Annotated in this window: 30 protein-coding genes; 8 read left to right on the forward strand and 22 right to left on the reverse strand. The window is 73.5% G+C overall.

Annotated features, from left to right (window positions below; all coding sequences use genetic code 11):
* Nucleotides 1-121 precede the first annotated feature (121 nt).
* The 8 genes from amrb99_RS11445 to amrb99_RS11480 form a co-directional block, all read right to left on the reverse strand.
* Nucleotides 122-613 (reverse strand): hypothetical protein, encoded by a 492-nt coding sequence (locus amrb99_RS11445; protein ID WP_206699911.1) that lies wholly within the window; start codon nucleotides 611-613, stop codon nucleotides 122-124.
* Between the two features lie 386 nt (nucleotides 614-999).
* Nucleotides 1,000-1,458, reverse strand: a complete 459-nt coding sequence (locus amrb99_RS11450; protein ID WP_190855728.1) for a recombinase family protein — start codon at nucleotides 1,456-1,458, stop codon at nucleotides 1,000-1,002.
* A 51-nt stretch (nucleotides 1,459-1,509) separates the two neighbouring features.
* Nucleotides 1,510-2,172: a DUF4232 domain-containing protein gene (locus amrb99_RS11455; protein WP_190855730.1), complete on the reverse strand. Its 663-nt coding sequence runs from the start codon at nucleotides 2,170-2,172 to the stop codon at nucleotides 1,510-1,512.
* A gap of 214 nt (nucleotides 2,173-2,386) precedes the next feature.
* The gene (locus amrb99_RS11460; protein ID WP_190855733.1) at nucleotides 2,387-4,915 is read right to left on the reverse strand and encodes an ATP-dependent Clp protease ATP-binding subunit; all 2,529 of its coding nucleotides are present in this window, start codon (nucleotides 4,913-4,915) and stop codon (nucleotides 2,387-2,389) included.
* Nucleotides 4,916-5,013: 98 nt separating this feature from the next.
* The gene (locus amrb99_RS11465) at nucleotides 5,014-5,877 is read right to left on the reverse strand and encodes an ABC transporter ATP-binding protein (protein WP_190855736.1); all 864 of its coding nucleotides are present in this window, start codon (nucleotides 5,875-5,877) and stop codon (nucleotides 5,014-5,016) included.
* On the reverse strand, nucleotides 5,867-6,808 hold the full coding sequence (cbiQ, locus tag amrb99_RS11470) for a cobalt ECF transporter T component CbiQ (RefSeq protein WP_190855738.1): 942 nt from the start codon (nucleotides 6,806-6,808) through the stop codon (nucleotides 5,867-5,869). Before cbiQ ends, amrb99_RS11465 begins: the two co-directional genes overlap by 11 nt.
* Entirely contained in the window at nucleotides 6,805-7,911 is a 1,107-nt protein-coding gene (cbiM, locus tag amrb99_RS11475; RefSeq protein WP_190855954.1) for a cobalt transporter CbiM, read from the reverse strand. Before cbiM ends, cbiQ begins: the two co-directional genes overlap by 4 nt.
* Before the next feature lie 218 nt (nucleotides 7,912-8,129).
* The gene (locus amrb99_RS11480) at nucleotides 8,130-8,906 is read right to left on the reverse strand and encodes an Fpg/Nei family DNA glycosylase (protein ID WP_190855740.1); all 777 of its coding nucleotides are present in this window, start codon (nucleotides 8,904-8,906) and stop codon (nucleotides 8,130-8,132) included.
* Between the two features lie 161 nt (nucleotides 8,907-9,067).
* On the opposite strand from amrb99_RS11480, the gene amrb99_RS11485 reads away from it, so the two are divergent.
* Nucleotides 9,068-10,177 carry a serine hydrolase gene (locus amrb99_RS11485; protein WP_190855742.1) on the forward strand — a complete coding sequence of 370 codons (1,110 nt, stop codon included), beginning with the start codon at nucleotides 9,068-9,070 and terminating at the stop codon, nucleotides 10,175-10,177.
* Between the two features lie 4 nt (nucleotides 10,178-10,181).
* Here amrb99_RS11485 and amrb99_RS11490 read toward each other — a convergent pair whose 3' ends face one another.
* From amrb99_RS11490 to amrb99_RS11510, 5 genes are all read right to left on the reverse strand, one after another.
* Nucleotides 10,182-10,706, reverse strand: a complete 525-nt coding sequence (locus amrb99_RS11490; protein ID WP_190855745.1) for a VOC family protein — start codon at nucleotides 10,704-10,706, stop codon at nucleotides 10,182-10,184.
* Between the two features lie 109 nt (nucleotides 10,707-10,815).
* The gene (locus amrb99_RS11495) at nucleotides 10,816-11,379 is read right to left on the reverse strand and encodes an HAD domain-containing protein (protein ID WP_190855746.1); all 564 of its coding nucleotides are present in this window, start codon (nucleotides 11,377-11,379) and stop codon (nucleotides 10,816-10,818) included.
* A 46-nt stretch (nucleotides 11,380-11,425) separates the two neighbouring features.
* Nucleotides 11,426-12,457, reverse strand: coding sequence for a pyridoxal-phosphate dependent enzyme (locus amrb99_RS11500; RefSeq protein ID WP_190855749.1), 1,032 nt, complete (start codon nucleotides 12,455-12,457; stop codon nucleotides 11,426-11,428).
* Nucleotides 12,454-12,936, reverse strand: a complete 483-nt coding sequence (locus tag amrb99_RS11505) for a hypothetical protein (protein WP_190855751.1) — start codon at nucleotides 12,934-12,936, stop codon at nucleotides 12,454-12,456. Before amrb99_RS11505 ends, amrb99_RS11500 begins: the two co-directional genes overlap by 4 nt.
* A gap of 85 nt (nucleotides 12,937-13,021) precedes the next feature.
* Entirely contained in the window at nucleotides 13,022-13,615 is a 594-nt protein-coding gene (locus amrb99_RS11510) for a YbhB/YbcL family Raf kinase inhibitor-like protein (RefSeq protein WP_190855753.1), read from the reverse strand.
* 102 nt (nucleotides 13,616-13,717) lie between these two features.
* On the opposite strand from amrb99_RS11510, the gene amrb99_RS11515 reads away from it, so the two are divergent.
* On the forward strand, nucleotides 13,718-14,560 hold the full coding sequence (locus amrb99_RS11515; protein WP_190855755.1) for a helix-turn-helix transcriptional regulator: 843 nt from the start codon (nucleotides 13,718-13,720) through the stop codon (nucleotides 14,558-14,560).
* 46 nt (nucleotides 14,561-14,606) lie between these two features.
* Here amrb99_RS11515 and amrb99_RS11520 read toward each other — a convergent pair whose 3' ends face one another.
* A complete protein-coding gene (locus tag amrb99_RS11520; RefSeq protein WP_241755462.1) occupies nucleotides 14,607-15,533 on the reverse strand; it encodes a zinc-binding dehydrogenase in 927 nt (308 codons plus the stop codon).
* Nucleotides 15,534-15,629: 96 nt separating this feature from the next.
* On the opposite strand from amrb99_RS11520, the gene amrb99_RS11525 reads away from it, so the two are divergent.
* Nucleotides 15,630-16,241: a TetR/AcrR family transcriptional regulator gene (locus amrb99_RS11525; protein WP_190855758.1), complete on the forward strand. Its 612-nt coding sequence runs from the start codon at nucleotides 15,630-15,632 to the stop codon at nucleotides 16,239-16,241.
* Between the two features lie 198 nt (nucleotides 16,242-16,439).
* Complete coding sequence (locus amrb99_RS11530; RefSeq protein WP_206699913.1) at nucleotides 16,440-16,901, forward strand: hypothetical protein; 462 nt, start codon at nucleotides 16,440-16,442, stop codon at nucleotides 16,899-16,901.
* Between the two features lie 13 nt (nucleotides 16,902-16,914).
* On the opposite strand, the gene amrb99_RS11535 is transcribed toward amrb99_RS11530, so the two are convergent.
* The 4 genes from amrb99_RS11535 to amrb99_RS11550 form a co-directional block, all read right to left on the reverse strand.
* A complete protein-coding gene (locus tag amrb99_RS11535) occupies nucleotides 16,915-18,306 on the reverse strand; it encodes a glycosyltransferase (RefSeq protein ID WP_190855759.1) in 1,392 nt (463 codons plus the stop codon).
* Nucleotides 18,296-18,454, reverse strand: a complete 159-nt coding sequence (locus tag amrb99_RS11540) for an LPXTG cell wall anchor domain-containing protein (protein ID WP_190855761.1) — start codon at nucleotides 18,452-18,454, stop codon at nucleotides 18,296-18,298. Before amrb99_RS11540 ends, amrb99_RS11535 begins: the two co-directional genes overlap by 11 nt.
* 38 nt (nucleotides 18,455-18,492) lie before the next feature.
* The gene (locus amrb99_RS11545) at nucleotides 18,493-18,963 is read right to left on the reverse strand and encodes a hypothetical protein (protein WP_190855764.1); all 471 of its coding nucleotides are present in this window, start codon (nucleotides 18,961-18,963) and stop codon (nucleotides 18,493-18,495) included.
* An 85-nt stretch (nucleotides 18,964-19,048) separates the two neighbouring features.
* Entirely contained in the window at nucleotides 19,049-19,405 is a 357-nt protein-coding gene (locus tag amrb99_RS11550) for a DUF488 family protein (protein ID WP_190855766.1), read from the reverse strand.
* Nucleotides 19,406-19,476: 71 nt separating this feature from the next.
* Between amrb99_RS11550 and amrb99_RS11555 the strand changes: the two genes are divergently transcribed.
* Complete coding sequence (locus amrb99_RS11555) at nucleotides 19,477-20,616, forward strand: MFS transporter (RefSeq protein WP_190855768.1); 1,140 nt, start codon at nucleotides 19,477-19,479, stop codon at nucleotides 20,614-20,616.
* Nucleotides 20,617-20,648: 32 nt separating this feature from the next.
* Here amrb99_RS11555 and amrb99_RS11560 read toward each other — a convergent pair whose 3' ends face one another.
* On the reverse strand, nucleotides 20,649-20,867 hold the full coding sequence (locus amrb99_RS11560; protein WP_190855771.1) for a hypothetical protein: 219 nt from the start codon (nucleotides 20,865-20,867) through the stop codon (nucleotides 20,649-20,651).
* Nucleotides 20,868-20,938: 71 nt separating this feature from the next.
* On the opposite strand from amrb99_RS11560, the gene amrb99_RS11565 reads away from it, so the two are divergent.
* Nucleotides 20,939-21,127 (forward strand): hypothetical protein, encoded by a 189-nt coding sequence (locus tag amrb99_RS11565; RefSeq protein WP_190855774.1) that lies wholly within the window; start codon nucleotides 20,939-20,941, stop codon nucleotides 21,125-21,127.
* A gap of 58 nt (nucleotides 21,128-21,185) precedes the next feature.
* On the opposite strand, the gene amrb99_RS11570 is transcribed toward amrb99_RS11565, so the two are convergent.
* The 3 genes from amrb99_RS11570 to amrb99_RS11580 all read right to left on the reverse strand — a co-directional run bounded on the left by amrb99_RS11570 (nucleotide 21,186) and on the right by amrb99_RS11580 (nucleotide 24,445).
* Nucleotides 21,186-21,992, reverse strand: coding sequence for a hypothetical protein (locus tag amrb99_RS11570; RefSeq protein WP_190855776.1), 807 nt, complete (start codon nucleotides 21,990-21,992; stop codon nucleotides 21,186-21,188).
* A gap of 11 nt (nucleotides 21,993-22,003) precedes the next feature.
* Nucleotides 22,004-22,255 carry a hypothetical protein gene (locus amrb99_RS11575; RefSeq protein WP_190855778.1) on the reverse strand — a complete coding sequence of 84 codons (252 nt, stop codon included), beginning with the start codon at nucleotides 22,253-22,255 and terminating at the stop codon, nucleotides 22,004-22,006.
* A 282-nt stretch (nucleotides 22,256-22,537) separates the two neighbouring features.
* Entirely contained in the window at nucleotides 22,538-24,445 is a 1,908-nt protein-coding gene (locus tag amrb99_RS11580; protein WP_190855781.1) for an ABC transporter ATP-binding protein, read from the reverse strand.
* A gap of 87 nt (nucleotides 24,446-24,532) precedes the next feature.
* Here amrb99_RS11580 and amrb99_RS11585 point away from each other — a divergent pair, with 87 nt between their 5' ends.
* Nucleotides 24,533-24,973, forward strand: coding sequence for a MarR family transcriptional regulator (locus amrb99_RS11585; protein WP_190855784.1), 441 nt, complete (start codon nucleotides 24,533-24,535; stop codon nucleotides 24,971-24,973).
* A gap of 108 nt (nucleotides 24,974-25,081) precedes the next feature.
* Nucleotides 25,082-26,302 (forward strand): helix-turn-helix domain-containing protein, encoded by a 1,221-nt coding sequence (locus amrb99_RS11590; RefSeq protein ID WP_241755463.1) that lies wholly within the window; start codon nucleotides 25,082-25,084, stop codon nucleotides 26,300-26,302.
* The last annotated feature ends 26 nt before the right edge of the window (nucleotides 26,303-26,328 follow it).

Raw genomic sequence — 26,328 nt, forward strand, 5'->3', positions numbered from 1 at the left:
CCATGCCGTCCCGCCTTCCGTCGCGCCCGCGTGGAGGACCAGTGTGCGCGACGCGGCGGGCGTCAGACGCGGAAGACGCGCATCTGGAGGGCGAGGGCGGCGTAGTACCCGACGAGGGTGGTCAGCTCGAAGACGGTCTCGCGGTCCAGCGGCGGCACGCAGGCCGCCCAGGTCGCGTCGTCCACGTCGCCGGTGACGAGGGTCCCGGTGAGGCGGAGCACGGCGGCCTCGGCCGGGTCGTCGAGGTCCAGCGGCGCGCCGGCGGCGATCGCGGCGAGCTCCGCGCGGTGAGCCCGGCGGCCCGTCCGACGGCCTCGTGGGCGGTCCGCTCGAAGGCGCTGTCCCAGTGGGCGGCGACGACGAGGACGGCCATCTCGCGGGCCCGGCCGCCGAGCGAGCCCGCGTAGCGGACGGCCGCGCCGACCCGCTGGAGGGCGTCGCCGAGCGCCGGGCGCAGCAGGAACTCGTTGAACGGCCCGAGCAGCACGCCGTTGTCCGAGACCAGGTCGAACAGGCGGGGGCCCTGCGCGCGGCGGCCCTCGATGATGGAGCGGTAGAGGGCGAGCCGGTCGCCGTCGAGGTCGGCGGGCCGGAACGGGTGCTTGCGGGTCATCGGGTCCTCAGGTTCGCCGTCTGCCCGGTCGCCTCGACGAGCCGGCGCGGCGGCCCCTCGGCGAGCTGCACGAGGTGAGGCTGCGCAACGCGGAGAAGCCAAGCGTGAACACCTTCGGCGCAAGCCGGTACGCGCCGTCCGGCAGCTGTTCGAGGAACCCCACGGCGGCGAGCGTGGCCGCCATCGCGCCCTTCGGACGGGCCGCGCCGGCCCGGCGGGGTGTCGTCTGGTCACGCGGCGGCACTCGGACTCGCTTTCTCGGAAAGAGGCGACCGCACGCCGCGGCCTGTTATCGGTTAGCGCCCGGTAAATCCGCTGCCCATGCGCATCGGCCGGACGCCCGCCGGCGCGCGTCCGAATTTCGAATACACCCTGGGCGTATTCCGTCAGCCGACGGGCGGCAGGTAGCCGGCGAGGAGTTCGCGGCAGGGCGCGAGGGCGAAGAGCAGGAGGCCGATCAGCTGGTACCGGTCCGGCGAACCGCCCGGCGGCGGCGCGAGGGCGCGCTGCGCGGTGAAGAACAGCTGGTCGGGGACCAGCGGCGTCCAGTGCACGCGGTCGAGGTCGTCCGGGTCGGCGCCGCCGGCGGGCCGTCCGATGTAGGCGGGGTTGCGGGCGATGTCGTGCACGACCGTCCAGGACCAGCGGGGGCCGCCGCGCGGCGCCGGCACGCCCCGCGCCTCCAGCTCGCGCAGGATCCCGGCGATCGCCTGGCCCTGGGCCGCGCGGCTGATGATCTCGCGGACGACGCTCGCCTGCGGCTCGACGGGGAGCTGGGTCACGTAGTTCCCCTGCGCGTCGTCGATGCGGCGGTACCCGTACGGGACGGCGTTGCGTCGCGGCACTCCCGGTCTCCTCCCCCAGCCGGATCCATTGCATTATGCAATAGTTCGCCGTCAGCGAGGCGCCGGGCCGGGGCGCAGCGGGGTCGTCGAGACGTGGCCACCGCCGCAGACCACCCCCTGGTTCCAGGCGACGACGAGATGCGCGCGCTCGTCCGGCGGGGTGATCCAGGCCAGCCCTGGCGTGGGGGCGCAGGCGCCGTGCGCGGGCTCGCGCGCCCCCGGGACGATAGTCCATTGCAGGCGCGCGTAGGCACTACCCCTCGGCCGGAGGACGATGGTCTGCGGGCCGGGCGGGGAGAGCCGCTCCAGGTTCGTCGGGATCGGGTGGTCGGACGCCGTGAGCAGCAGCATCCCGACGTAGCCGCGGACGCGGCAGGCCGAACCGGACGTGTTCGTCAGGGTGAGGAACGCGAAGCGCTGCCCGGCCGCCGGGCCCGCCGTGCTGATGCGGACCTTCAGCCCGTCCGTGCGGCAGCGGCCCGAGCCGCCCCCGGCCGCCCCTGGGGTCCCCGGCGGCGTGGACGCCGTGGGCGCAGACGAGGGCTGCGACGACGTCGGCGGCGATGTCGCCGGGGGCAGGGGCGCGGTCGTCCTGGTCGGGGTCGGTGAGGCGCCCGAGCCTCCGCCTCCGCCTCCGCAGGCGCACAGGACACCGCCCGCTGCGGCGGCGAGGGTCAGCGCGTACGCCGGCCTGAGGCTCCTTCGCGCTCGCACACGCCCTCCTCGCGTCGGCATGTGCCCTATATGCCCGGTGCCGGGCCCCGTCATGATGGCCCGGCACCGACCGCTTCAGGCCCGCGCCGCAAGGGAACCGTCGCCCGGAAGGAAGACCGCCCCGACGCCCGCCGTCACGGAGGCACCGGCCGCCGCCGTCAGGGAAGCGCGGGCGCCGCCGGGGCGGAGGCACCGGCCGGCGGGCGGCCGCGCGTCAGCGGGACGTGACGGCCCGGTCCGACGGCGTCGCCGACGTGGACACGTCGAACTGGAGCCCGCCGGGCGCCGCGGACACCTCCACGTGCCGGCCGTGCGCGAGGTCCCCGGACAGCAGCAGGTCGGAGAGCTGGTCGTCCACCTCCCGCTGGATGGTGCGGCGCAGCGGGCGCGCGCCGAACTCCGGCTGGTGGCCGCGCTCGGCGATCCAGTCGACCGCCTCCGGCGTGAACGACACGGTCACGCCCTGCGCGCGCAGCCGGCGGCGCGTCTCGTCCAGCAGCAGGTCGGTGATCTGCCGCAGCTGGCCCGCCTCCAGCCGCTGGAACACGATGATCTCGTCGATCCGGTTGAGGAACTCCGGCCGGAACGACTCGCGCAGCCGCCGCATGATCCGGTCGCGCAGCACGGTGTCCTCGCCCTCCCGGCCGCCGAACCCGATCTCGGTCCGCCCGGTGATCAGGTCGGAGCCGAGGTTGCTCGTCATGATCACCACGGTGTTGCGGAAGTCGACGGTGCGGCCCTGCGCGTCGGTGAGCCGGCCGTCGTCGAGCAGCTGCAGCAGCACGTTGAACACGTCCTGGTGCGCCTTCTCGATCTCGTCCAGCAGGATCACCGAGTACGGCTGCCGCCGCACCGCGTCGGTGAGCTGCCCCGCCTCCTCGTAGCCGACGTATCCGGGCGGCGCGCCCATCAGCCGGCTGACGGTGTGCCGCTCCTGGAACTCGCTCATGTCGAACCGGATCATCCGGTCCTGGCTGCCGAACAGCGCCTCGGCGAGGGCCTTCGCCAGCTCCGTCTTGCCGACGCCGGTCGGGCCGAGGAACAGGAACCCGCCGATCGGGCGGTCCGGGTCGCCCATCCCGGCGCGGGACCGCCGGACGGCCCGCGCGACCGCCGCGACCGCGTCCTCCTGGCCGATGACGCGCTCGTGCAGGTGCTCCTCGAGGCGCGACAGCCGCTCCCGCTCCGCCTCCGTCAGCTGCGTCACCGGGACGCCGGAGATCCGCGACACGACCTCCGCGATGTCCTCGGTCGTCACCTCGGGGACGCCGACCGGCTCGTGGTCGTCGCGCATCCCGGCGAGGTCGCTCTGCAGCCGGCCGATCTCGTCGCGGAGCTCCTTCGCCTTCTCGTAGTCCTCGTCGGCGACGGCCTGGTCCTTCTCGCGGCGCCGCCGGTCGAGCCGGTCCTCCAGCTCGCGGCGGCCGCCGTCGCGGGTCCCGGACCGCAGCCGCACCCGCGCGCCCGCCTGGTCGATCAGGTCGATCGCCTTGTCCGGCAGGAACCGGTCCGTCAGGTACCGGCTGGACAGGTCGACGGCCGCGACCAGCGACTCGTCGGTGTAGCGGACCTGGTGGTGCGCCTCGTACCGGTCCCGCAGCCCGCGCAGGATCTCGATGCTGTCGTCGACGGACGGCTCCGGCACCATGATCGGCTGGAACCGGCGCTCCAGCGCCGCGTCCTTCTCGATGTTGCGGCGGTACTCGTCCACCGTCGTCGCGCCGACCACGTGCAGCTCGCCGCGCGCCAGCGCCGGCTTCAGCATGTTCCCGGCGGTCATCGCGCCCTCGGCGCCGCCCGCCCCGACGAGCGTGTGGATCTCGTCGATGAACACCACCAGCTCGTCGGCGTGCTCCCGGATTTCGTCGACGACCTTCTTCAGCCGCTCCTCGAAGTCGCCCCGGTACCGGGTGCCCGCGACGACGCCGGACAGGTCGAGCTGGACGATCCGCTTGTTCCGCAGCGTCTCCGGGATGTCGTCGTCCACGATCCGCTGCGCGAGGCCCTCCGCGATCGCGGTCTTGCCGACGCCCGGGTCGCCGATCAGCACCGGGTTGTTCTTGGTGCGCCGCGACAGGACCTCGACCGTCTCCTCGATCTCCTCGTCCCGGCCGATCACCGGGTCGATCCGGCCCTCCCGGGCCAGCGCGGTCAGGTCGCGGCCGAACTCGTCCAGCGTCGGGGTGTCGGTCCGGCCCTCGCCGCCCCCGTTCGCGGGCGGCTGCCCGCCGCCCCCGGCCGCGGACTTCAGCGAGTCCGGCGTGACGTGCGCCGCGTCCAGGATGCGTCCCGCGCTGGACCCGCGGTCGAGCGCCAGCGCGAACAGCAGGTGCTCGGGGCCGATGTAGGACGACCCGAGCGCGCGCGACACCTGGTGGGAGTCCAGCAGCGCCCGCTTGGCGGCCGGTGTCAGCTCGGGCTGGACGTCGCGCGGCTCCCCCCGGTACGCGTGGTTCTCGATCTCGTGCTGGATCGCGTCCGGGTCGGCGCCCGCGCGTTCCAGCCAGTGCCGGGTGCCCTGCTGCCGCGTCGCCGCCCACAGCAGGTGGTCGGCGTCGAGGTCGCGGCTGCCCCACCGCGCCGCCTGCGTCGCCGCGTCCCGGACGAGCTCGCGCGCAGGCTCGCTCATCAGCCGGGCGAGGTTGATCCGCTCGGTCGGCCGCCGATGCGCCCGGGTCCCGAAGAACCGGGCGAGCATCTCCTCGAACGGGTCCATCCCGCCGGATCCGTACCACGCCGTCATTGCGAGCCTCCCGTCCCCGTGCTTGGTCCCACGATGGCAACGAGTGGACCGTGCCCGCGCGCATCCGCCGGAAACCCCAGGTGGGAGCGGGTGGCGGGCTAGGGGAGGCGGGAGCCGGGGTGGACGAGGTTGACCGACAGCAGCAGGTCGCGATCGGCGAGGACCTCCTCCGGGGCGCCCTCGGCGACGATCCGGTGCTCCTCGGAGAAGACCACGCACCGGTCGGCGATGCGGGGCAGCACGTCCAGGTCGTGGGTGGCGTGCACGATCGTCTTGCCGGCGGCGCCGAGCTGCTCGATCAGGTCGGTGAGCCAGTACTGGGAGCGGGGGTCGAGGGCCGCGGTCGGCTCGTCGAACAGCAGCACCTCGGGGTTCGTGGCCAGCACGGACGCGATCGCGACGCGCTTCTTCTGCCCGCCGGACAGCTGGAACGGCGCCCGGTCGGCCAGCGCCGCGATGTCCAGCATCGCGAGCACCTCGTCGACGCGCGCGGACGCCTCGTCCGGGGCGAGCCCGAGCTGGAGCGGGCCGAACGCGATCTCCTCGCGGACGTTCGGGGAGAACACCTGCGCGTCGGAGTTCTGGAACACGAACCCGACGCGGGACCGGAACGCCTGCGAGAACTGCTCGTCCTCCAGGGTGTCCTCGGTGACCGGGTGGCCGAACGCGGTGAACTCGCCGGAACTCGGGAAGACCAGCCCGTCCAGCAGCTTGAGCAGCGTCGACTTGCCGCAGCCGTTGGCGCCGAGCAGCGCGACGCGCTCGCCGGGCCGGACCGTCAGCGACACCTTGTCCAGCGCCGGGTAGCGGTCGAGATAGGAGTAACTGACGTCACGGCACTCGAACGTGACGTCCGTGGTGCCTGTGGTGCCTGTGGTGCCTGTGGTGCCTGTGGTGCCTGTGGTGCCTGTGGTGCCTGTGGCGCTCGTGGCCTGCGGTGCGGCGTGCGGTTCAGCTTCCAAGGAGACGGTCCCCGATGAGAATCGCCGCGGCGAGCGCGGCACAGCAGAGGGCGGCGGCGATGTCGAGGCCGGCCAGCCGGAACGACTGGAGGGTCTTGGCGTCGCCGCGGTAGCCGCGCGCCGTCATCGCCTGGTGCACCTCTTCCGACAGTTGGTTCGCCTTGCCGAACAGCGCGCCGCCGCTGGCGCCGAGGAAGGCGCGGGCGCCGCCGTCGTGCTTGGCCGCCCCGATGGTACGGGACGTCCGGGCCTGGTACATGTCCGTGACGGTGTTGAGCAGCAGGAAGATGTACCGGTACGCCATCCCGATGATCAGGATGAAGATCCGCGGGACGCCGACCGAGCGCAGTGCCGCCAGCAGCCGCACCCACGGCGTGGTGAGGGTCAGCAGCACCACCAGCGAGATCGACACCGCGACCCGGCTGACGACCAGCCCCGCGGACGTCAGGCCCTGGCTGGTGAACCCCTCGGCGCGGCCGTGCCAGTGCCACAGCGTCAGCACCACGTCCCCGTGCGTCACGACGGACAGGGTCGCGGGCAGCACCACGATCCCCGTGAAGATCGGCACGAACAGCCAGACCCGCTTGATGAAGAACCCGACCGGCAGCCTCGACGCGGCGGCGAGCGCCAGCGTCACCGCGTACACGGCGAGGAGCGTCGGGATGTTGCGGGCCAGCCCGGCCGCGACCAGCAGCACGATGACCGAGACGAACTTCACCCGCGGGTCGATCCGCTGGAGCAGCCCGTCCTGTCGGGCGGTGTCGTCGCTGAACATCACCTGGCGCAGCAGTCCCGCGCCGCCGTTCAGCGTCTTGCGCAGGTAGCTGCCCTTCTTGCGCTTGCCGACGCACCCGCACGGGCACATCGCCAGCTCGCCCTGCAGCAGCCACTGCGGGACCTGCACCCGCTCGGAGACGGCCTGCTCGCTCATGACCGCGCCTCGCCCGTCGCGGCCTCCTGGGACGCGCCGCGCCGCCCGGCGGCCCACCGGACCGCCATCGTGATCAGGAAGATCGCGGCGCCGACGATCGCGATGCCGACGACGGCGGAGACGATGTAGCCGAGCGTCGGATGCGCGTCCGAGGTGAAGTCGTAGCCGTTGAACAGCGCGTGGTGCCAGAAGCCGTTGTACTTGTTCAGCCCGCTCGGCACCGCGGACAGCCCGTATTTGTGCAGGTCGAGGTCCTCGGGGGCGTCCTCGCCGAACGCGCCGCCGGGCGCGAGGAGGCCGAGCGGGGTGAGGACCGCCATGACCGCGACCGCGCCGAGCGCGACGTGCATCGGCCGGACGCGGCGCCGCCCGGTGTTCCTTCCGCCGGACCCGGTGGTGTCCTTCTCGCCGGGCACGGCGACGCCCGCGTGGTTGACGCGCAGCAGCGGGACGTTGGCGCGCTGGAGGTACGCCACGACGCCGCCGGTCAGGATGCCCTCGGCGATGCCCGCGATGGTCAGGTGAGCCAGCATCATCGCGGGGATCGTCTGGTCCAGGTGGTACGGCGCGTACAGCGGCGCGCCCGCCGAGTTGTGGAACAGGTCGGGCTGGACGCCGAACTCGATCGCCGCCGCGAACGCCGCCGCGTTGATCCCCGCGTACCCGCCGGCGGCCGCGGCGAGGGCCCGGCGCGGCGCGGTCAGCTCGGACCGTCCGGCGATCAGCTTGTACACCCCGTACCCGACGAACGGCGCGAGGACGGCCATGTTCGCGCAGTTGAAGCCGAACGCGAGGACGCCGCCGTCGCCGAACAGCAGGGCCTGGAAGCCCAGCGCCACGCTGACCGCGAGCACCGCCGCCCACGGCCCCAGCAGGATCGCGATGATCGTCGCGCCGATCGCGTGCGCCGTGGTGCCGTCCGGGATCGGGATGTTGAACATCATCACCAGGAAGCTGACGGCGGCCAGCACGGCCAGCGTCGGCACGTGCCGGTTGCGGACCACGCGCTGCACGCGGCGGACCGCGACCGCCCAGGCCGGCACGGCGATGACGTAGCCCACCGCGCAGGTCTGCGGACTGAGGTATCCGTCCGGAATGTGCATGCCCACCCACTCACGCTCAACGACGCACAGAAGCCGCAGTTGCGACCTACTCGCAATAAGTTAGTCGAACTCGGCACACCCGACCACAGCCGCCCCGGCAGGTAAGGCCACTGGGACCCTCCGGCCACCCATCCGCCCGCTCATCCGCGCAGGTCAGCCGGGGCCGGTCGCCAGGCCGGTCAGCCAGGCCGGTCAGCCGCGCCGGTCAGCCGCGCCGGTCATGAAGGCTGGCAGTGCCCGCACCACACGGTCGTCCGGCCGGACACGCGCCGCCGCGACAGCGGGGTCCCGCAGCGCGGGCACCTGCCCGCGGGATCGTCGCGGGCCCCGGTCAGCCACGTCCGGCGGGGCGGCACCCGCTCCGCCTTGATCGACTCGCGCAGGACGCGCCGCATGGCCCTGTGCAGGGTCCCGATGTCGTCCTCGTCGAGGTCGCGGACCTGCCGCAGCGGGTTGATCCGGGCGAGCCAGCAGATCTCGTCGGCCAGCAGGTTCCCGAGCCCGGCGATCAGCGACTGGTCGGTCAGCGCGGACTTGAGCCGCCCGCGCCGCCCTCCGAGGCGCCCGGCGAGGTCGCTCCGGGACAGGTCCAGCGCGTCCGGTCCGAGGTCGGCGAGCAGGCGCTCGGCGTCCCGCTCGTCCCGGGCGAGGCGGACGCCCTGCAGCTTGCGCATGTCGCGGAAGCGCAGCTCGCCGCCGTCCAACCGCCATAGGACCCGGTCGTGCCGGTGCTCGGGCTCCCCCGCCGAATGCCACGACAGCGATCCGGTCATGCCGAAATGCAGGATGAGTACTGGACCCTCGGCGGGCGCGATGAGCCATTTGCCCTGCCTGCGCGGTCGGTCGAACCGGTGTCCGCGCAGCTCGCGCTCCAGCCGCCCCTCGCTCACCCCGCGCAGCACCCCGGCGTCGCGTACCTCCACGGACCGGATCCGGGCGCCGGCGTGCTCGGCCAGCACCCGGCGGAACCCCTCGACGTCAGGAAGCTCGGGCATCCGCTCCCCTTACCCGTCCTGCGCATTCCACGTCACGGTTTGTCACCGTTGGCCATAGCCGGGACCGGCGGGCCGGATTACCGTCGCGGTAGACCGAATCCGAAACGATCGCTATTCGATTCGACGTCGCATGCCCGACCGTCCCACCCCCGGGAGCCCCCATGCGCCGCAGGCCCGCCGCCCTCGCGCTCGCCGCCGCCCTCGCCCTCGGCCTCACCGCCGCGCCCGCCCTCGCCGCGCCCGGACCGCCCGGACCGCCGGTCTCTCCGACCACCGCGGCCGCCCTCGAAGCCGCGGACCTGCCGAACTTCGACCGGCTCACCCCGTCCACCCACCCGGTCGAGCTGACCAGCGACCCCCGCGACCTCGGCAAGGTCACCTACACCTACAACGGCCAGACGCACACCGTGCGGGACTACCTGAACCGCGCCGCGCAGGGCTTCCTCGTCCTCGACGGCACCCGGATCCTCGACGAGTGGTACGCGCCCGGCTACTCCAAGGACTCGCTGTTCCAGTCCTGGTCGATGGCCAAGTCCTACACCGCCGACGCCATCGGCGTCGCCCTCGGCGAAGGCAGGATCCGCTCCATCGACGACACCGCCGGCGCCTACGTCCCCGAACTCGCGAACACCGCCTACGGGTCCGTGACGATCCGCAACCTGCTCCGCATGGCGTCCGGGATCGGGTGGAACGAGACCGTCGACGACGTCCCGCTGCACGTCGGCGTCAGCCTCGGCCTCTACAGCACCCTCCAGTTCGCCGCGACCCGCACCAAGGCCGTCGACCAGGGCACCCAGTTCAACTACACGAGCCTCAACACCGCCGTGCTCGCCCTCGTCCTCCAGCGGGCCACCGGGGAGCCGTACTACCGGTACCTCCAGGAGAAGATCTGGGGCCCGGGCGGCATGGCCGGCACCGCGTACGTCGGCAACGACTCGCACGGCGACGCCCTCGGCTACTGCTGCATCTACGCCACCGACCGCGACTTCGCCCGCATGGGCAAGCTCATGCTGGACGGCGGGCGCGGCGTCGTCCCGGCGTCCTGGGTGTCCCAGGTGGGCACGCCGTCCGGCGTCAACCCGTCCTACGGCCTCGGCTGGTGGATCGACGGCCAGGACGGCTATTACGCCAGCGGCCTCGGCGGCCAGCTCATCTACGTCTCGACGAAGTACCGCGTCGTGATCGTCAAGAGCACGTTCCTCAACCCGGACGAGAGCGAGACCCTGCCCGCCTTCCGCGCCGTCGCCGCCGAGGTCGCCCGCACCCGCTGAGCGGTCACTCCTCCATGCGGGGGTTGACGAACACGTCCTTGATCTCCGCGGCCGTCAGGTCCGTGCGCCCGGTGAGGTCGTTGCGCGGGTCGGCGAAGCGGAACCGGTACCCGCCGGGAGGCAGATGCCCGATCTCCCACCAGTTCCCGTCGAGGTCCTTGAGGTAGAACGAGTACACGCCGTGCTGCCGCACCGGCTTATTCAGCTCCTTGACGCCGTACTCGTCCGCCACCTCGCGGATGGCCCGGTACGCCTCGTCGACCTCCTCGTCGCTGCCCACGTCCAGTCCATTGTGATAGAGCAGCGGCATATCCGGCCGGTCCGGTTTCGATTCCACGCACACATAGGTGTGGTCGCCACCGAGGCGAATATAGAGCGCCGCCTTCATCGGCTGGACGACCTCCAGCCCGAGGACCTCCTCGTAGAACCGGCGGCTGGCCGCGACATCGGTGATCTTGAGCGTTCCATGGGACAGGAACCGCGTCTTCACGGCCGGTTCCCTCGTCGAACGCTGCGTGATCCCGGGCATGGACGTCTCCGTTCACCCTCGACGGCGATGGCCTCCATTCCATGCCAACCAGCGGCTTATGTCCACAATGCCGGAAGAGTGAGTATTCCCGCCGCGCCCCCGAGCACCGTCACGGCCCCGCCTGGCGCCGTTCAGCGCCCTTGCCCGCCCAGGTGAGCAGGGCGTCCACATGCCGTCGCCGGAGGCCGTCAGCGGGCGCGACGGGAACCAGGCGGATGCCGCGATGCGGCCACGCCTGGCGCCGCGCCCTGAACGGGATGACGTCGTCCACCCAGGCGAAGCGCCGCCCGTCGGCGTGGCGGAGGATCGGCGCCCATTTCCGCATCCTCGGAAGCTGCGTCACCGGCAGCCTGGGGTCGTCGGGCCGGTACCTGTAGGCCGACAGCGCCACGTACGGCAGTTCGGGCAGCCCGAGGAGCGGTCCGATGTAGGTGTTGGCGTGCTCCTCCCAGGTGCTCGCCCAGACCAGCTCGTAGCGCTCCCGCAACTCGGCCAGCCATTCGGCGTGCCGGCTCGAAAGGCGAACGGTCATCCTGCCGATGCGGTGCTCGGTGAATTCCTCCGGACGGCTGGGCGCCTCGGGGTTCAGGACGCCGTCGATGTCCAGGTACAGGACGGGTTTGGCCGACGGCCGGACGCCTGGGCGCGGGATTCCGCCGATGCCCCAAGTCATGGTCGGATCATGGCGCATGGGCACGGCGGTTTCCGGGCGGTCTCGGTCATTCGGGTGGGGGGAGTTCGGCGGTCTTGAGGAAGTGGGGGTAGGCGGCTTGGTGCGGCGCGGGGTTCAGAGCTTTGGCGGCGAGCCAGGCGTCGTTGTCGTAGGTGTTCTCGTAAAGGGCGCCGTCGTCACAGATCAGGGTGGCGATGGCGCCCCGCCGGCCTTCGCGGCGCATTTTCGCGGCCAGGTGGAAAGCGCCCCAGAGGGCGGTCCCGGTGGACGGTCCCGCGCGGAGGCCCGTCACTTCGCGGAGGACGCGCATCGCGGCGACGCTCGCGGCGTCGGGGACCGGGATGACCAGGTCCACCAGCGACGGAGTGAAACCGGGCTCCATCCGGGGGCGGCCGATCCCTTCGATGCGGGACGGCATTCCGGTCGCGTAGTCGTCGGCGCCCGACGCCCATCCGGGGAAGTAGGCGGAGTTCTCGGGGTCGGCTATGGCGAGCCGGGTGGCAAGGCCGCGGCGGCGGATCTCGCGGCCGATGGCCGTCGAGGTCGCGCCGCTGCCCGCCCCGACGACCACCCATTCCGGGGTGACGCGGTCGAGGAGGGCGCGGCCGACGTCGTCCTCGGCGGCGGAGACGGCCCGGGCGCTGTTGGCGAGGTAGTCGAGGTAGACGCCGCCGCGGTCGTCCGCGTATTGGCGGGCCTCGTCGTAAATGGCGAGCGGGGGATGCACGAGGTGGCAGGTGCCCCCGTGGCTCCGGACGCGCTCGATCTTCTCGGGGGCGGACCGGCGAGGCATGACGGCGACGAACGGGAGGCCGAGCAGGCGCGCGAAGTACGCCTCGGCGACGGCCGCGTTGCCGCCGGTCGCCTCGACGACGGTGGTGCCGCTCCGGATCCAGCCGGTGCGCAGGCCGTGGCGGAACAGCGCGCGCGCCGTCCGATGCTTCAGGCTCCCGGTCGGGTGGACGGACTCGTCCAGCAGGTGCAGCGTCACGCCCCACTCGGCGGGCAGCGGGAACGCGTGCAGGCGGGGGGACGGTGCACGCCGCGCCTCCGCGTCGAGGATCTCGAGCGGGTTCACCGGGCGGCGCGGTCGCGGATGGAGGCGACGGAGACGCCGCCGTCCGGGTGGCGGGCGAGCTTGCCCCGGTTGACCAGGTCCTGGACGCCCTGGCGGGTGATGCCGAGCATGGCGCCGGCGACGGAGCGGCTGACCGAGGCGCGGCCGGGGTGCCCGATCAGCCGCACGACGGCCCGCCCGAACGGCGTCCGCCACCAGGACGGGTCCGGGTCGAACGGCTGGACGACCGCCAGCACGCGGGCCGCGGCGGACCGGGCGAGGGCCGGGTCGGGGCCGAGGATCTGCGCCGCCCACATCTGCGCGTCCGCGTCGAGGCGGCGGCGCAGCGCCGTGAGCGGCTCGGTGCCGTCCGGGAGCGCGGCGCCGTCGAGCAGCGCGTCGAGCGGGGCGAGGAACCGCGCTTCGATCTCGCCGGCGAGCTGCCGGTAGAGCGCGGTGTGGGTCTCGGTCGACGCGCCGCGCGTCCGTGTCGCGTCCATGGGGCCCTTCCGTGCGGGGTCCGCCCAGTCTCGGCTACTTGCGGTTGAGCGTCAAGTAGCCGGGACCTGGGCGGACGTCCGCCGGTCACCGGGCGGCGGTCGCGGTGACGCGGGCGGTGGCGATCACGTGGGAGCCCATGGTGAAGGACGCCAGCGCCGGGCTCGCGGCGGCGGGGACGCCGGCGTCCGCGACGTCCAGGGCCAGCACGGTGATCTCGTAGCGGTGCGGCCGGTCCCCGACGGACGGGCAGGGGCCCAGGTAGGAGGCGGTCCCGGCGTCGTTGACGCCCGCGACGGCACCGGCCGGGACGGACGTCGCCGTGGCGGGCAGGCCGCGCACCGACCAGTGCCAGAAGCCGCTGCCGGTCGGGGCGTCCCGGTCGAACATGGTGACGGCGAAGCTCCGCGTCCCGGCGGGGGCGCCGGACCAGGACAGGCGGGGCGGGACGTTCCCGCCCGTGCAGCCGAACGAGTCGGCGTACGACGCGGCGGGGAACGTCCCGCGGGCCAGGTCGGGGCTGGTCACGCGGAAGCGGCCGGCCTGCTTCGGGATCCCGTCGCGCACCTTGTGGTATCCGAAGGCGGGGGCGGTCTGGGCGGACGCCGCGGTCACGGTGGCGGCGGTGGCGGCGACGGCCAGGGCGGTGCCGGTCAATGCGGTGAAGGTTCGTTTCCTCATGGCCGCAACGATCCCGGCGTCCCGGAGGCCGGTACAGGTCGTCCGCATCCTGGTACGCGGAGTGCCACGCTCACCGCGCCGGGCGTGCGCGATGCTAGGGGGATGACGGCACGACGCGGCGAACTGGCGGCCTTCCTGCGGGCCGCGCGGGAACGGGTCCGCCCGGCGGACGTGGGGCTCCCCGACCTGGGCCGGCGCCGCACGCCCGGCCTGCGCCGCCAGGAGGTCGCCGAGCTCGCGGCCGTGAGCATCGACTGGTACGTCCGGCTGGAGCAGGGGCGGGTCGGGACGCCCGGTTCCGCCGTCCTGGACGGCATCGCGGCCGCGCTGCAGCTGTCCCCGGCCGAGCGCGTCCACCTGCATCTGATCGCGCGCGGTGAGGCGCCGCCGCCTCCGCACGTCCCGGCGCCGCTCAGCGGGAGCCTGCGCGCCGTCCTCGACGGGATGCCGCTGCTGCCCGCCTACGTGATGGACTTCCGGTTCGACATCCTGGCCCGCAACGCGGCGGCGGCCGCGCTGTTCGGCCGGAAGTTCGGCCAGGACGAGATGGACAACACGGCCCGCATGCTGTTCCTGGTGCCGGAGGTCCGCGAGACCAACGTCGACTGGGCGGCGTTCGCCCGCGAGATGGTCGGCAACCTGCGCGTCAACCAGGCCCGGTATCCCGACGACCCGCGGCTGGCCGAGGTGGTCGGGGAGCTGCGCGCGGCGAGCCGCGACTTCGCGGCCTGGTGGGACGACCAGCACGTCCACGAGCGGTCCCGGGGCAGGAAGCGCCTGCGGCACGAGACGGCGGGCCTGATGACGCTCGACTACGACATGCTCGCCGCGCTGGACGGCTCCGACCAGCGGCTCTTCGTCCTCACTCCGGCGGACGAGGCAAGCGAGGGGGCGCTGCGCGGCCTCGTCACGGCGCACGCCACCGCGCTCGCCAGCGCGAGCTGACCGGCCCGGTTCCCTCGCGGGGGCACCGCCCGGCTGCGTCCATCGGTCAGTCGGCGGCCGCCGGTGCTACGTCCAGCACCGCCTTGCCGGCGATGCGCCGGTCCAGCAGTGCTCGGGCCGCCTCGGTGACGCGTTCCCAACCACCACGCCAGTCGACCTCCGGGGAGAGCCTCCCGGCCGCCACGAATCCCAGCAGTGTGGCCAGGTCGGGGCCGACCTCGTGAACGTCGCCGAACGTGCTGATCGTCTTGGCCGGGCCGAGGGAGAACAGCGAGTGCGGCGCGAACACCGCCGGTTCATCGGATGCCCAGCCGATGCTCTGCACGTCACCGCCCGGGGCGAGGAGTTGCCAGGCCGCGGTCAGTTGTTGCCCGCCGACGGTGTCCAGGATGAGATCGACCGGCCGGTCGATGCCCTCCAGCCCGACCACGACCTCGTCGGCCCCGAGTTCGCGCAGGCCCTCGCCGCGGGCCACCGACCCTACCGAGGCGATGACGTGCGCACCGCCGAGGGCCGCCAGTTGGACGGCATACCGACCGACGCCGCCGGCCGCACCGGTGATCAGCACCCGCCGGCCCAGGATCGGGCGAGAGCGCAGCGTGCGCAGCGCGCTGAGACCGGCCATCGGCAGTGCGGCGGCGTCGGCCAGGTCGACCTCGGCGGGGACTTCGGCCACCGCGCTGGTCTCCACGACCATCCGCTGGGCCCATGCTCCGGCGCCGAACGCCGCCACTCTGGCGCCTGCGGCCGGTCCGGTGCCGTCCGCTGCGGCGCTGACGACGACACCGGCGGCGTCGTAACCGTGCACCGTTCCGGCTGGAAGCCGTCCGGCGAACGCCACCTCGCCGCGGTTGAGCGAAATGTGCCGCACATCGAGCACCAACTGGTCGGGCGCGGGGTGCGGTTCGGCGGCCGTCCCGAGACGCAGGGAGCCGGGAGCGTCGGGATCGACGACGAGCGCGGGCATGTCCATCAGAGTCTCCTCCGTTGGCGGCTTCATCCGGACTGATGGTCCGGTTAGCGTACGGTAGCATATCCGGACCGACAGTCCGTCTCAGTGGGAGCACCGATGGCCCAACAGCGCGCCGAACGCGCCGACGCGGCCCGCAACCGCCGCGCTGTGCTCCAGGCGACCGAGCGGCTTCTGGCCGAAGGCGGCGGGGAGCATGTTTCGCTCGATCGCGTTGCCGCCCTTGCCGGGGTTGGGAAGGGCACCGTTTTCCGTCGCTTCGGCAACCGCGCCGGGCTGTTGCAGGCACTGCTAGAGGAACGGTCCCGCGAGCTACGTGACGCGATCAGGAACGGACCGCCGCCTCTGGGGCCCGGAGCACCCGCCCGGAAACGGCTGCTCGCCTTCCTCGACGAACTCGGTGCGATCGCCGAAGGCAACGCCGTCCTGCTGACCGCACACGAGCAAGCCTGCGCCGAGGACAAGTACGACGATCCCAGCTACCGGTTCTGGCACCGCCATCTCAGCACGCTGTTCGCGGAAGCGCGCCCCGACCTCGACGCGGACTTCCTGGCTCATGGGGTGCTCGCCGTCTTCGACGGCGACCTGATCCGACTGGTGACACCGCCCGACGACCCCCGCCGTTTCACCCGCTCGATCCAGCAGATGGCCATGGCGCTGCTCGGTGGCGATGATCGGCGGGGAGAGATCGATCGACCGGCCGGGTCCTGATCGTCGGTCCGACCGCCGGCTGAGGTAGTGGTGCGGGAGGGGCGCCGCATCGGCTCCTCCATGCTCACGCGGCCCTACGGCACCGGCGCACCAGGACATTTGTCCCGGTCGAACCTGCGAGGAACGGCTCTGCCGCCGGTGCCGCCCCGCGCTGCACGATCGGGTCGTCAGCAGGACAGGGCACCCGAAGGAGCGGACATGCAAGCCATCTCCACCCGCCGGCGGGCCGCCGCCGAGCCCGTCCAGGCCGTCCAGCCCGCCCGGCCGGACGGGCTGGACGCGGTCAGGCCGCTGCCGGTCTGGTTCTTCGCCTTCGAGGGCGTGCTGGGCGCGGCGTACGACATCTGCCACGTATGGCACTCGGCGTGGATGGCCGTCGTCGCGATCGCGGCGGTGAACGCCGTCGTCGGCCTGACGGTGCTGCGCCGCCGGATCAAGCTGGTCAAGGCGATGCTGAAGAACGGCCGCACCCGTCTGATCGCGTTCGGGCTGATCGCGCTGCGGGCCGGGCTGCACCTCGTCCTCGGCGTGGCCGGCGCGGACGTGACCGGCACCGCCGCGCACCTCGCGTTCGCCGCGGGCATGGCCGCCGCGACCGTGGGGCTGCTCTGGTTCGACCAGCGCGTCACGTTCCGCGCCCTCGGCCTCGCCGCCCGCTGACGCCGCGGCGGAGTCAGGTCCGCCGCGGTGCGGCCAGCGCGACCTCGACGGAACCGCGCGTCCCCCAGTCGCCGACCCTGCGGCACGTGCACATCGCGTACAGGTACAGCGGCCGCAGGACGAACAGCCGCCACAGCGCGATCAGCGGCGTGCAGGCGAACAGCACCGCGCGCGCCCACGCCGGCTCGTCGCTGCGCTGGACGACGAAGATGCGCAGGGCCGACAGGTAGCTCAGGACGATCCCCACCTGCACGCCCGAGGACGCCACCGGGCCGAGGTGCGCCCGGTAGTAGGGGTCGAGGAGCAGGACCGGCGGCAGCAGCAGCGCCAGCACCAGGTGCAGGTACTCGCTCACCGTCATCCAGAACACGGCGCCGGTCACCGGCATGTACCGCAGCCACCACAGGTGCCGGACGGTGGTCCCGCGCATCCAGCGGAGCTGCTGCTTCAGGTAGTGGTCCAGCCGTTGCGGGACCAGCGTGAACGCGATCGCGCTGGGCTGGTGGACGGTGTCGCCGTCCAGCAGCGCATAGAAGGTGAGCATCGAGTCGTCGTTCATCTGCATCGGCCGGCGGGCGAACCGCTCGTGCTCGTACACGCCGGCGGCGCGGCGCACCACGTCGCCCCGGTAGAACGCCAGCGTCCCGGAGTTGATGGTCACCCGCCGCAGCACCGACTGGGCGCTGCGCACGCCGCGCGTGAACGGCAGGTACAGCACGCACGTCATGCGGGTCAGCAGGCTCGCCGTCCGGTTGAGGACGAGGACGTGCCCGCCCACCGACTGCACGCGCGGGTCCGCGAACGGCAGCAGGCCCTCCCGGACGGCGTGCCGGTCGAGGACGGAGTCGCTGTCGAGCGTGACGAAGACGTCGGCGCCGTCCCCGGCCAGGGCGTGCATCTGCGCGAACCGCTTGCCCCGGTTGGGGGTGTACTCCCAGGACGTGCCGATCCCGAGCGCGGACGCGGCCGCCTCGAAGTCGCGGCGCACGTCGTCGAAGGTGACGGGCTCGCCGGCGGCGTCGGCGGATCCGTCGTTGACGACCCGGACGCGGTCCACCCGCCGGCTCTGCTCCAGCACCGAGCGCAGGCAGGCGCGCAACGCGGCCGGGTCCTCGTTGTAGACGGGCACCTGGACGGTCACGGTCAGCTCGTCGAGGGCGTCCCGCTGCTCCTCGGACGCCTTGAACGGCCGTTCCAGCCAGGAGACCGGGAGCCACCACAGGGCGAGGAACGACACGCCCCAGGCCACGCAGGTCGCCCCGAGCGGGGTCCGGAAGGTGGTGACGCTGGCGACGAGATGGCTCACCGCCCAGGCGGCGAACCCGGCCAGCGGCAGCGCCGCCAGCGCGATCCGGGTCCGCGGTGGCGCGTACCGCGCCCGCGGCGACCGGAACTCAGTGTTCAAGCGGCCCGCGCCCGCGCCGGAACCCGAATCTCACGAGCACCGCGCCGACCAGGACCAGGCCGAGGCCGACCGCGGCGAGCCAGACATGGCCCATCGCGAATCCGGTGTAGGCGAGCGTTCCGCCGGTGGCGGCCGATCCGTACGGCATGGGGTCCCCTCCCGCGACGATCATTGCTTCCCTCCCGCCTACCCGGCCGCGTTCAAATGATCATCCGCGGCCGGCAAAGCCTCCGCCGCCCGGACCGGGAAGCGCGCGGCGGCGGCGGGGGACGCCATGACGGCGATGACGAACGCGGTGGTCAGGATGGAGCAGAGGCCGAGGGCGGCGATGCCCGGGGACGGGTGGTTGACGAACGGCCCGGTGACGAGCAGGAGGAACGCCTCGTACCCGGCGGCCCAGCCGCGCGTGCTCGCGCGCCGGCCGCGGAACGCGGCGGCCAGCGCGACCGCCGCGACCGCGAGCGCGAACGGGTAGACGGCCAGGAACATCATCGCGGCGCCCACGCGGGCCTCGGCGCCGGTGGCCCTCTCCCCGTACGCGACCATCGCCGTCCCGGCGGCGACGAGCAGCGCCGCCTGCGCCCCCAGGACGGCGCGGGCCGCGGTGACCAGGCGGCGGCCGAGGGCGGGGCCGGGGAGGAAGGCGCGTTCGCTCATGCCCGCCACGATGCCGCACCGGCCCGTCCGTGCGCATGGGCGCGGATACTCAGTTACCGGCAAGTAGTGGCCCGTGGGCGGGGCGTCAGGAGCCGAGGATCTCCGCGAGCACGGCCGCCTGACTGTGCTCGACGTCCTTGGTGGCGGTGAGCAGCGTCAGCGGGCCCGGGTCAGCGTCGCCGCGCAGCCGGTCGAGGGCCGCGGCGCGCTCGGGGTCCTCCAGCTCGGCGCCGTAGCGCCGCCGGAACTCCTCGAACCTCTCCACGTCGTGCCCGTACCACTTGCGCAGCTCGGTCGACGGAGCGACGTCCTTCTCCCACCGAGAGAGGCGGGCTTCCTCCTTCGACAGGCCGCGCGGCCACACGCGGTCCACCAGGACCCGCTCCCCGTCCCCGTCGGCGGCGCCGTCGTAGACGCGGCGCACCCTCACATCACGTCCCATGAGCCCGTCCTACCCCGTCACCGGCGGCCGAGAGCCGGGAAATGTCGGACCCCCGCCGCACAATCGGAGCCATGAGCGCCCGGACGCCACTGTGGCGGCTGACGCCGGCGCAGCGGCTGCTGGAAGGCGGCGCGCTGCTGAACTCGGTCGCCTTCTTCGCCGCCATGCCGTTCGCGCCCCTCTACCTGAGCGAGCACACCGGGCTCGGCAAGCCGGCCGTCGGCGCGGTGGTCGGCGCGGTCGCGCTCACCGCGGCGTTCGGCGGCCTCGCGGGCGGCGTGCTCGTCGACCGCCTCGGCGCGGTGCCGCTGATGCGGGTCGGCCTCGTCCTCCACGTGGCCGTGTACGGGCTGCTGGCCGCGGTGAGCGACCCGGCGGCGATCGTGCTGCTGTTCCTGGCGCTGGGCGCGGCGCGGCTAATGGTGGAGCCGGGCGCGAAGAAGCTGCTGTCCCACGCCGCCGACGCGGAGGGGCGGATCTTCCGGATCCGGTACATGACGCTGTGCGCCGGAGCGATCGTCGGGCCCGCGATCGGCGGCGCCCTCTACCACGCCGGCGCGGTCGCGTTCTTCGCCGTCCCGGCCGCCTTCTACGCCGCCTACCTGCTGCTGGTGCTGCTGCGGAACCGGGAGCTTGCGGCGCTGCGGCCGCCCGCCGGGGACGGCGACGCCTCCGCCCCGTCCGCGCGGGAGGCGCTCCGCGCGACCCTCCGGGACCGGCGCCTGCTCGCGGTGGTCGGCGCCGAGGGCTACTTCGCCGCGCTGTTCATCACCAACGCCGTCCTGGCGCTGCTGTTCCAGCTCCCCATCGACCGCGTGTCCGGGCGCCTCAGCCGCGCCACGATGGTCTGGGCGGGCGCGTCGGGCTTCACGCTGGCGTTCGGCTGCTTCTGGGCGAGCCCGGCCGGCCTCGCCTGGCTGTACGCGGGCATCGTGTTCTGGACGGCCGGCGAGGGCATCCTGCTCCCGATGCCGGACATGGCCGTCCACGAGATGGCGTCCGACGAGCTCAAGGGCGCCTACTTCGGGCTGTCGGAGGTGCGGCAGCTCGGGTTCTTCCTCGGGCCGCTCGCGGGCGGGTTCCTGCTGGACGCCGGGACGGCGCCGTACTTCGCCGTCATGGGGACGTCCATCTTCCTGTGCGTCCCGCTCCTCGCCCGACGCGCCGCACCAGCGCGCCCCGAGCCCGTCCCCGCCCGGGAGGCGGCCTGACCGGGAGGCCGGCCCCGGGAGGCCGAGCGGGGTCAGTCGAAGTGGAAGGCGTGGTGCTCGGCGGCGGTGCGGCGGGCGAACTCGCCGGCCAGCGCGCGGCCGAGGACGTCGTCGTCGGGACGGTGCCGCTCCAGGTACTCCAGGGCCTCGGCGAGCTCGGCCGCGGTGAGGCGGCGGAGCGGCTTGCCGGTCCAGGGCGGCGGCGGGACGTTCGGCCGGCCGGGACGCGGGGCGGGCGGACGGGCGCTCACGGAATGCGGGCCTTTCGGTTGCGACCGCGCGGCGGCCGGTGCGGAATGGTCGGTTCGAATAGGATCGGCGGGTGCATTGGTGGAGCCAGCAAGCGTGCGACGCGGCGGCGGAGGCGCAGGCCGCGGATCCGTCGCCGGCGAATCTCATGGCGGCCGCGCAGGTGCAGGCGATGATCTCGATGGCGGAGGCGCTGCACCGCATCGCCGCGGTTCTGGAAGAGCAGGGCGAAACGGCGCCGGCGGCCGCCCGGGCGAAATAGCGCGGGCAATGAAATACCGGTGTGCCCCGTGGCGGGGCACACCGGTTCTCACGGAGCGTCAGACATCGCTGAACGATTTGCGTTCGATCCGGCCGTTCGCGTGCGGCGCGAGCCGGGAGGTCTTGCCGAGCGGCGGGCGGGGCGGCGGGACCGACGCGGGCTCGGCCGGCGGGTCCGGTTCGGCCGCGACCGGGGCGAGCCGCTCGTCCTCGGCGGCGTCCGGCTCCTCGTGCGGGCGGTCGCGCAGCCGGCGGGCCGCCTGCCGCAGCGCGCGCTCGCCGACCAGCCGGGTCAGCTCCAGGCCCCAGCAGTCCAGCTTGTCGGCGTCGGTCAGGTCGTCGCGGGCGCTGAGCTCGGCGGCGAGGCCGCCGAGGCGCTGCGCCTCGGCCAGGTCGAACTCGCGCAGCAGGTGGCAGCAGAGCTCGGCGAGCGCGGCGTGGTCGCGCTCGAACGACAGGTCCGCGAGGTCGTTGTGGGAGAGCCGGCTGAGGGCGCGCTTGCGCTCCAGCTCGCCGTCGGCGATCCGCAGGATCCCGTTGAGCAGCGCGATCGGCCCGGTGCCCGGCGACACCGTCTGCGCCGGGGCGAACGACATGCGCAGGAGGGCGGCGGAGCCGAGCCCGGCGGCGATCACGTGGACGACCAGCAGCGCGGTCGGCGGCATCGTGTAGGGCAGCCCGAACCGCCACCCGGCGGCGGTGACGGCGATCAGCGCGACCACGGACGCGCCGGTGTTGACGAGGGCGAACAGCAGGCCGCCCGGCGACAGCAGCGCCGCCACGGGCTTGTCGCGGTAGCGGGCGACGAGTTCGGCGACTCCGATCGCGCCGCCGATCAGGGCGGCGAGGAACATCTCGATGATCATGACCTTCGTCTCTATGCGCTGCGGGCGTTCATGCGGCCGAACGGGTGCTCCTCGGACCGGCCGCCGGGGCGGGACGGGACGGGGGCGGGGCGCTGCCGGGCGGCGAGTTCGGTCCGCTCGACCTCAAGGAAGACCAGCAGCCATTCCGCGGGACCCGCCGCGAGGCCGCTGTGGGGGCGCAGGCCCTGCTCCCGCGCGGAGAGAAAGGTGAGCAGCCATCCGGTGGGGCCGGCGGCGGTGGAGGTTCGAATTCGGGAATCCATGCCGGAGACCATTTCGCAGCGTGCCGCGGAAGTCGACCTCCGACGCGTCAAGTTTTTCGCGCGCGATCAAGGAAAAAGGGTCATCGCGACAGTCCGCCGGAACCGTCCCATCGGCCTCATCGATCTTCTCGCCATTGCCGGTGATCCGGTTCCTTTTGACCGGCGCGGGGATTCCTTTGCCAAGAATTCCGGTTGGCGGGGGCCGGGAAGATCGCCTTTTCCGGCGCGCGCGCCGCCGTGGCCGCGCCGGACGCCGCCGAGGCCCGCCGGGCGCCCGGCCGGTCAGGCGGCGGGGGTCAGGTCCTCGTCGCGGGAGACCAGCGCGGTGTAGAGGCCGCCCGCCGCGAGCAGCTCGGCGTGGGTGCCGCGCTCGGCGACGCGCCCGTGGTCGAGGACGACGATCTGGTCCGCGTCCCGGACGGTCGAGAGCCGGTGCGCGATGGTGATGGTGGTGCGCCCCTCGGCGAGCGCGTCGATGGCCTGCTGGACGGCGTGCTCGGTCTGGGTGTCGAGCGCGCTGGTCGCCTCGTCCAGGACGAGGATCGGCGGGTTGCGCAGGATCGTCCGGGCGATGGCGAGGCGCTGCTTCTCGCCGCCGGAGAACCGGTAGCCGCGCTCGCCGACGACGGTGTCGTAGCCGTCGGGCAGGCCGCTGATGTGGTCGTGGATCTGCGCGGCGCGGGCGGCGGCGTGCAGCTCGGCGTCGGTCGCGTCGGGCTTGGCGAACCGCAGGTTGTCGGCGACGGACGCGTGGAACAGGTACGTCTCCTGGGAGACGACGCCGACGGCGGCGGACAGGTCGGCGAACGACAGGTCCCGGACGTCCACGCCGTCGATGGTGACGCGCCCGGACGTGGCGTCGTAGAGCCGCGGCACCAGGTAGCTGAGGGTGGTCTTGCCGGAGCCGGTCTCGCCGACGACGGCGAGGGACGAGCCGGCGGGGACGTCCAGGTCGATGCCGGTGAGCGCGGTGGAGTCCGCGTCGTAGGCGAAGCCGACGTCCTCGAAGCGGACGTGGCCGCGGGCCCGGGGCAGCGGGCGCGGCGCGGCGGGCTCCTCCAGGCCGGGTTCCAGGTCGAGGTACTCGAAGATCCGCCGGAACAGCGACATGGAGCTCTGCACGTCCACCGAGGTCTGGAGCAGCTGGACGGTCGGCCGGAACAGGCTGGTCTGCAGGGTGGTGAACGCGACGAGGGTGCCGATCGACACGAGCGGGTGGCCCCGCGAGACGGTGAGCCCGGCGGCCCAGTACGTGAGCGCGGGCATCGCCGACATGACGATCTGGATCGTGGACTGCCGCCACCGTCCGGCCATGCTCGCGCGGATCTCCAGGTCGGCGAGGTCGCGGGACTCGCCGGCGAACCGGTCGGTGAGCGCGGGCGAGCGGCCCATGGTGCGGCCGAGCAGGATGCCGCTGACCGACAGCGACTCCTCCACGATCGCCGACATCGCGGCGAGCTGCCGCTGCCGCCGGGAGGTGATCCGGCGGCGCTCGTTGCCGACGCGGCGGCTGATCCACACGAAGAACGGCAGCGTGACCATCGTGACGAGGGTGAGCCGCCAGTCCAGCGCGAGCATCGCGATGGCGGTCGCGGTCACGGCGGTGAAGTTGGAGACGAGCGAGGTCACGGTGGTGGTGACCGTGGACTGCATGCCGCCGATGTCGTTGGCGATCCGGGACTGCACCTCGCCGGTGCGGGTCCGGGTGAAGAACGCCAGCGGCATCCGCTGCAGGTGCGCGTAGACGGCGGTGCGCAGGTCGTGCATGACGCGCTGCCCGACGCCGGTGGAGATGTAGGTCTGCAGGACGGAGAACACGCTGGTCGCGACCGAGATCGCGATCATGCCGAGGGCGAGCAGGGACAGCAGCCCGGTGCGGCCCTGCGGCAGCGCGACGTCCAGGATGTGGCGCAGCATGAACGGCGAGGCCAGCGAGACGAGCGCGGACAGGCCGACGAGCAGCGCGACGCCGGCCAGCCGGGCGCGGTACGGGACGAACAGGCGCAGGATGCGTGCGCGGTCGGAACGCGCGGTGCCGGCGGCGGCCTTCGCGGCGGCCTTCGCGGCGGCCTTCGCGGCGGCCTTCGCGGCGGCCTTCGCGGCGGCGTTCGCGGCGGCGTTCGCGGCGGTGTCGGTGGCGGTGTCGGTGGCGGGGTTCGCGGTGGAGTTCGTGGTGGGGTCCTTCGCCATGGGCGGCTCCTTCCGGGGGACGACCCTCAACGTAACTGAGGTTAGCTCATAATTATTTCCGCACAACTATGAGCTAGGCTCGGATGCATGGAGAACGATCTGGCCGACCTGTTCCTGAAGGCGGCCAAGCGGATACGCCGGCACCAGGTGGAGCGGCTCGCGCCGCTCGGCCTCACCCCCGCCCAGTCGCGCGCGCTCCGGGTGATCGTCGGCACCGACGGCCCGCTGCGGATGACCGACCTCGCCCGGCGCCTCGACATCGTCCCCCGCTCCGCGACCACGCTGGTGGACGCTCTGGAGGAGGACGGCCTCGTCACCCGCGAGCCCGACCCGGCCAACCGCCGGTCCCTGCTCGTCCGCCCGACGGACGAGGGCCGCGCGGTCCGCGCGCGCATCGCCGGCACCCGCCGCGAGGCCGCCCGCGAGGTGCTCTCCCCGCTGTCGGACGCCCAGCGCGAAACCCTCCGCGAACTCCTCACGGTCATCGACGCCGCCGCCGATCCGGCCCGGAGACTGTCAGGGCGCTGACAATCGCGGCGGCCGGATCCCTCTCGGTCCTGCCTAGCGCCGCGGGACCGGGCGGCGGACGCTGGGAGCCCCAGTGGCATCGGGGGTCGCGAGTTCCAGGAGGGTGTCTTGAGCCGGTCCGCCCGTCCCGCCGCCGCGGAGTTCCCGCTCTCCCGGGTGCCCGCCGGCATCGCCGAGCCGCTGCGGCCGTACCTGGAGGCCGCCGCGACCGAGATGGTCGGCGAGATCCAGGGGCTCGTCCCCGAGTACGCGCGCCCGCCGGACAGCCGCTACGGGCGCCGGATGCGGTGGGCCGTCGAGCAGACGGTCCACCAGTTCGTGGACTCGATCGGCCGTCCCGACATGGACTGGGCCGCGGTCACCGGCATCTTCGAGGGCATCGGCGCGTACGAGGCGCGCACGGGCCGCGGCCTCGACGGGCTCCAGACCGCGATCCGGGTCGGCGGGCAGGTCGCGTGCCGCCGGTTCATCAAGGACGCGCGGCGGCTCGGCTGGTCGCTGGACGTCCTCGGGACGATCACCGAGGCGCTGTTCGTGTTCCTGGAGCGGATCGCCTGCGCGGCCGGGCAGGGGTACGCGCGGGCGCAGGGCGAGCTGGCGGGCGAGCGGGAGCGGTTCCGGCGGCGGCTGCGCGACCTGCTGGTCATGGACCCGCCGGCCAGCGACGAGGCGATCGGGGAGCTGGCCGGGGACGCCGGCTGGCAGGTGCCGCGCACGCTCGCGGTCGTCGCGTTCCGCCCGGCGCCCGGCGGGCCCGCCCCGGTGCTGCCGCCCGCGTTCCTCGCCGACTGGGACGCCGCGGACCCCTACCTGATCTGCCCGGACCCGGACGGCCCCGGCCGGGACCGGCTGCCCGCGGCGGTGCGGGGGACGCGGGCGGCGGCGATCGGGCCGACCGTCCCGCCGGCGCGGGCCGCGCTGTCGCTGCGCTGGGCCCGGCGCGGTCTCGCGCTGATCGAGCGCGGCGTCCTGCCGGGCAAGGAGCCGCTGCGCTGCCTGGACCACCTGCCGACGCTGGTCGCGGCGCAGAGCGAGGAGCTGCTGGACGTGGCGCTCGGCGCCCGGCTCGGGCCGCTGATGGCGCTGGCGCCGCACCGCAGGGACGCGCTGTCGCGGACGCTGCTGACCTACATGGAGTGCCGCGACAACGCGGTGGCGGCGGCGGAGCGGCTCCTCGTGCACGAGCAGACCGTCCGGTACCGGATCCGGCGGCTGGAGGAGACCGTCGGCGGCGCCATGCTGGACCCGGACCGGCGGATCGAGCTGCTGCTCCTGCTGCACCACCTCGTCCGCCTTGACTCCGGGGACCGGCGGCTGTCCCCCGCGTGAAACGGGGAACGGTGGCGGCGCCCCCA

The organism is Actinomadura sp. RB99 (assembly GCF_014706005.1).
GTDB lineage: Bacteria > Actinomycetota > Actinomycetes > Streptosporangiales > Streptosporangiaceae > Spirillospora.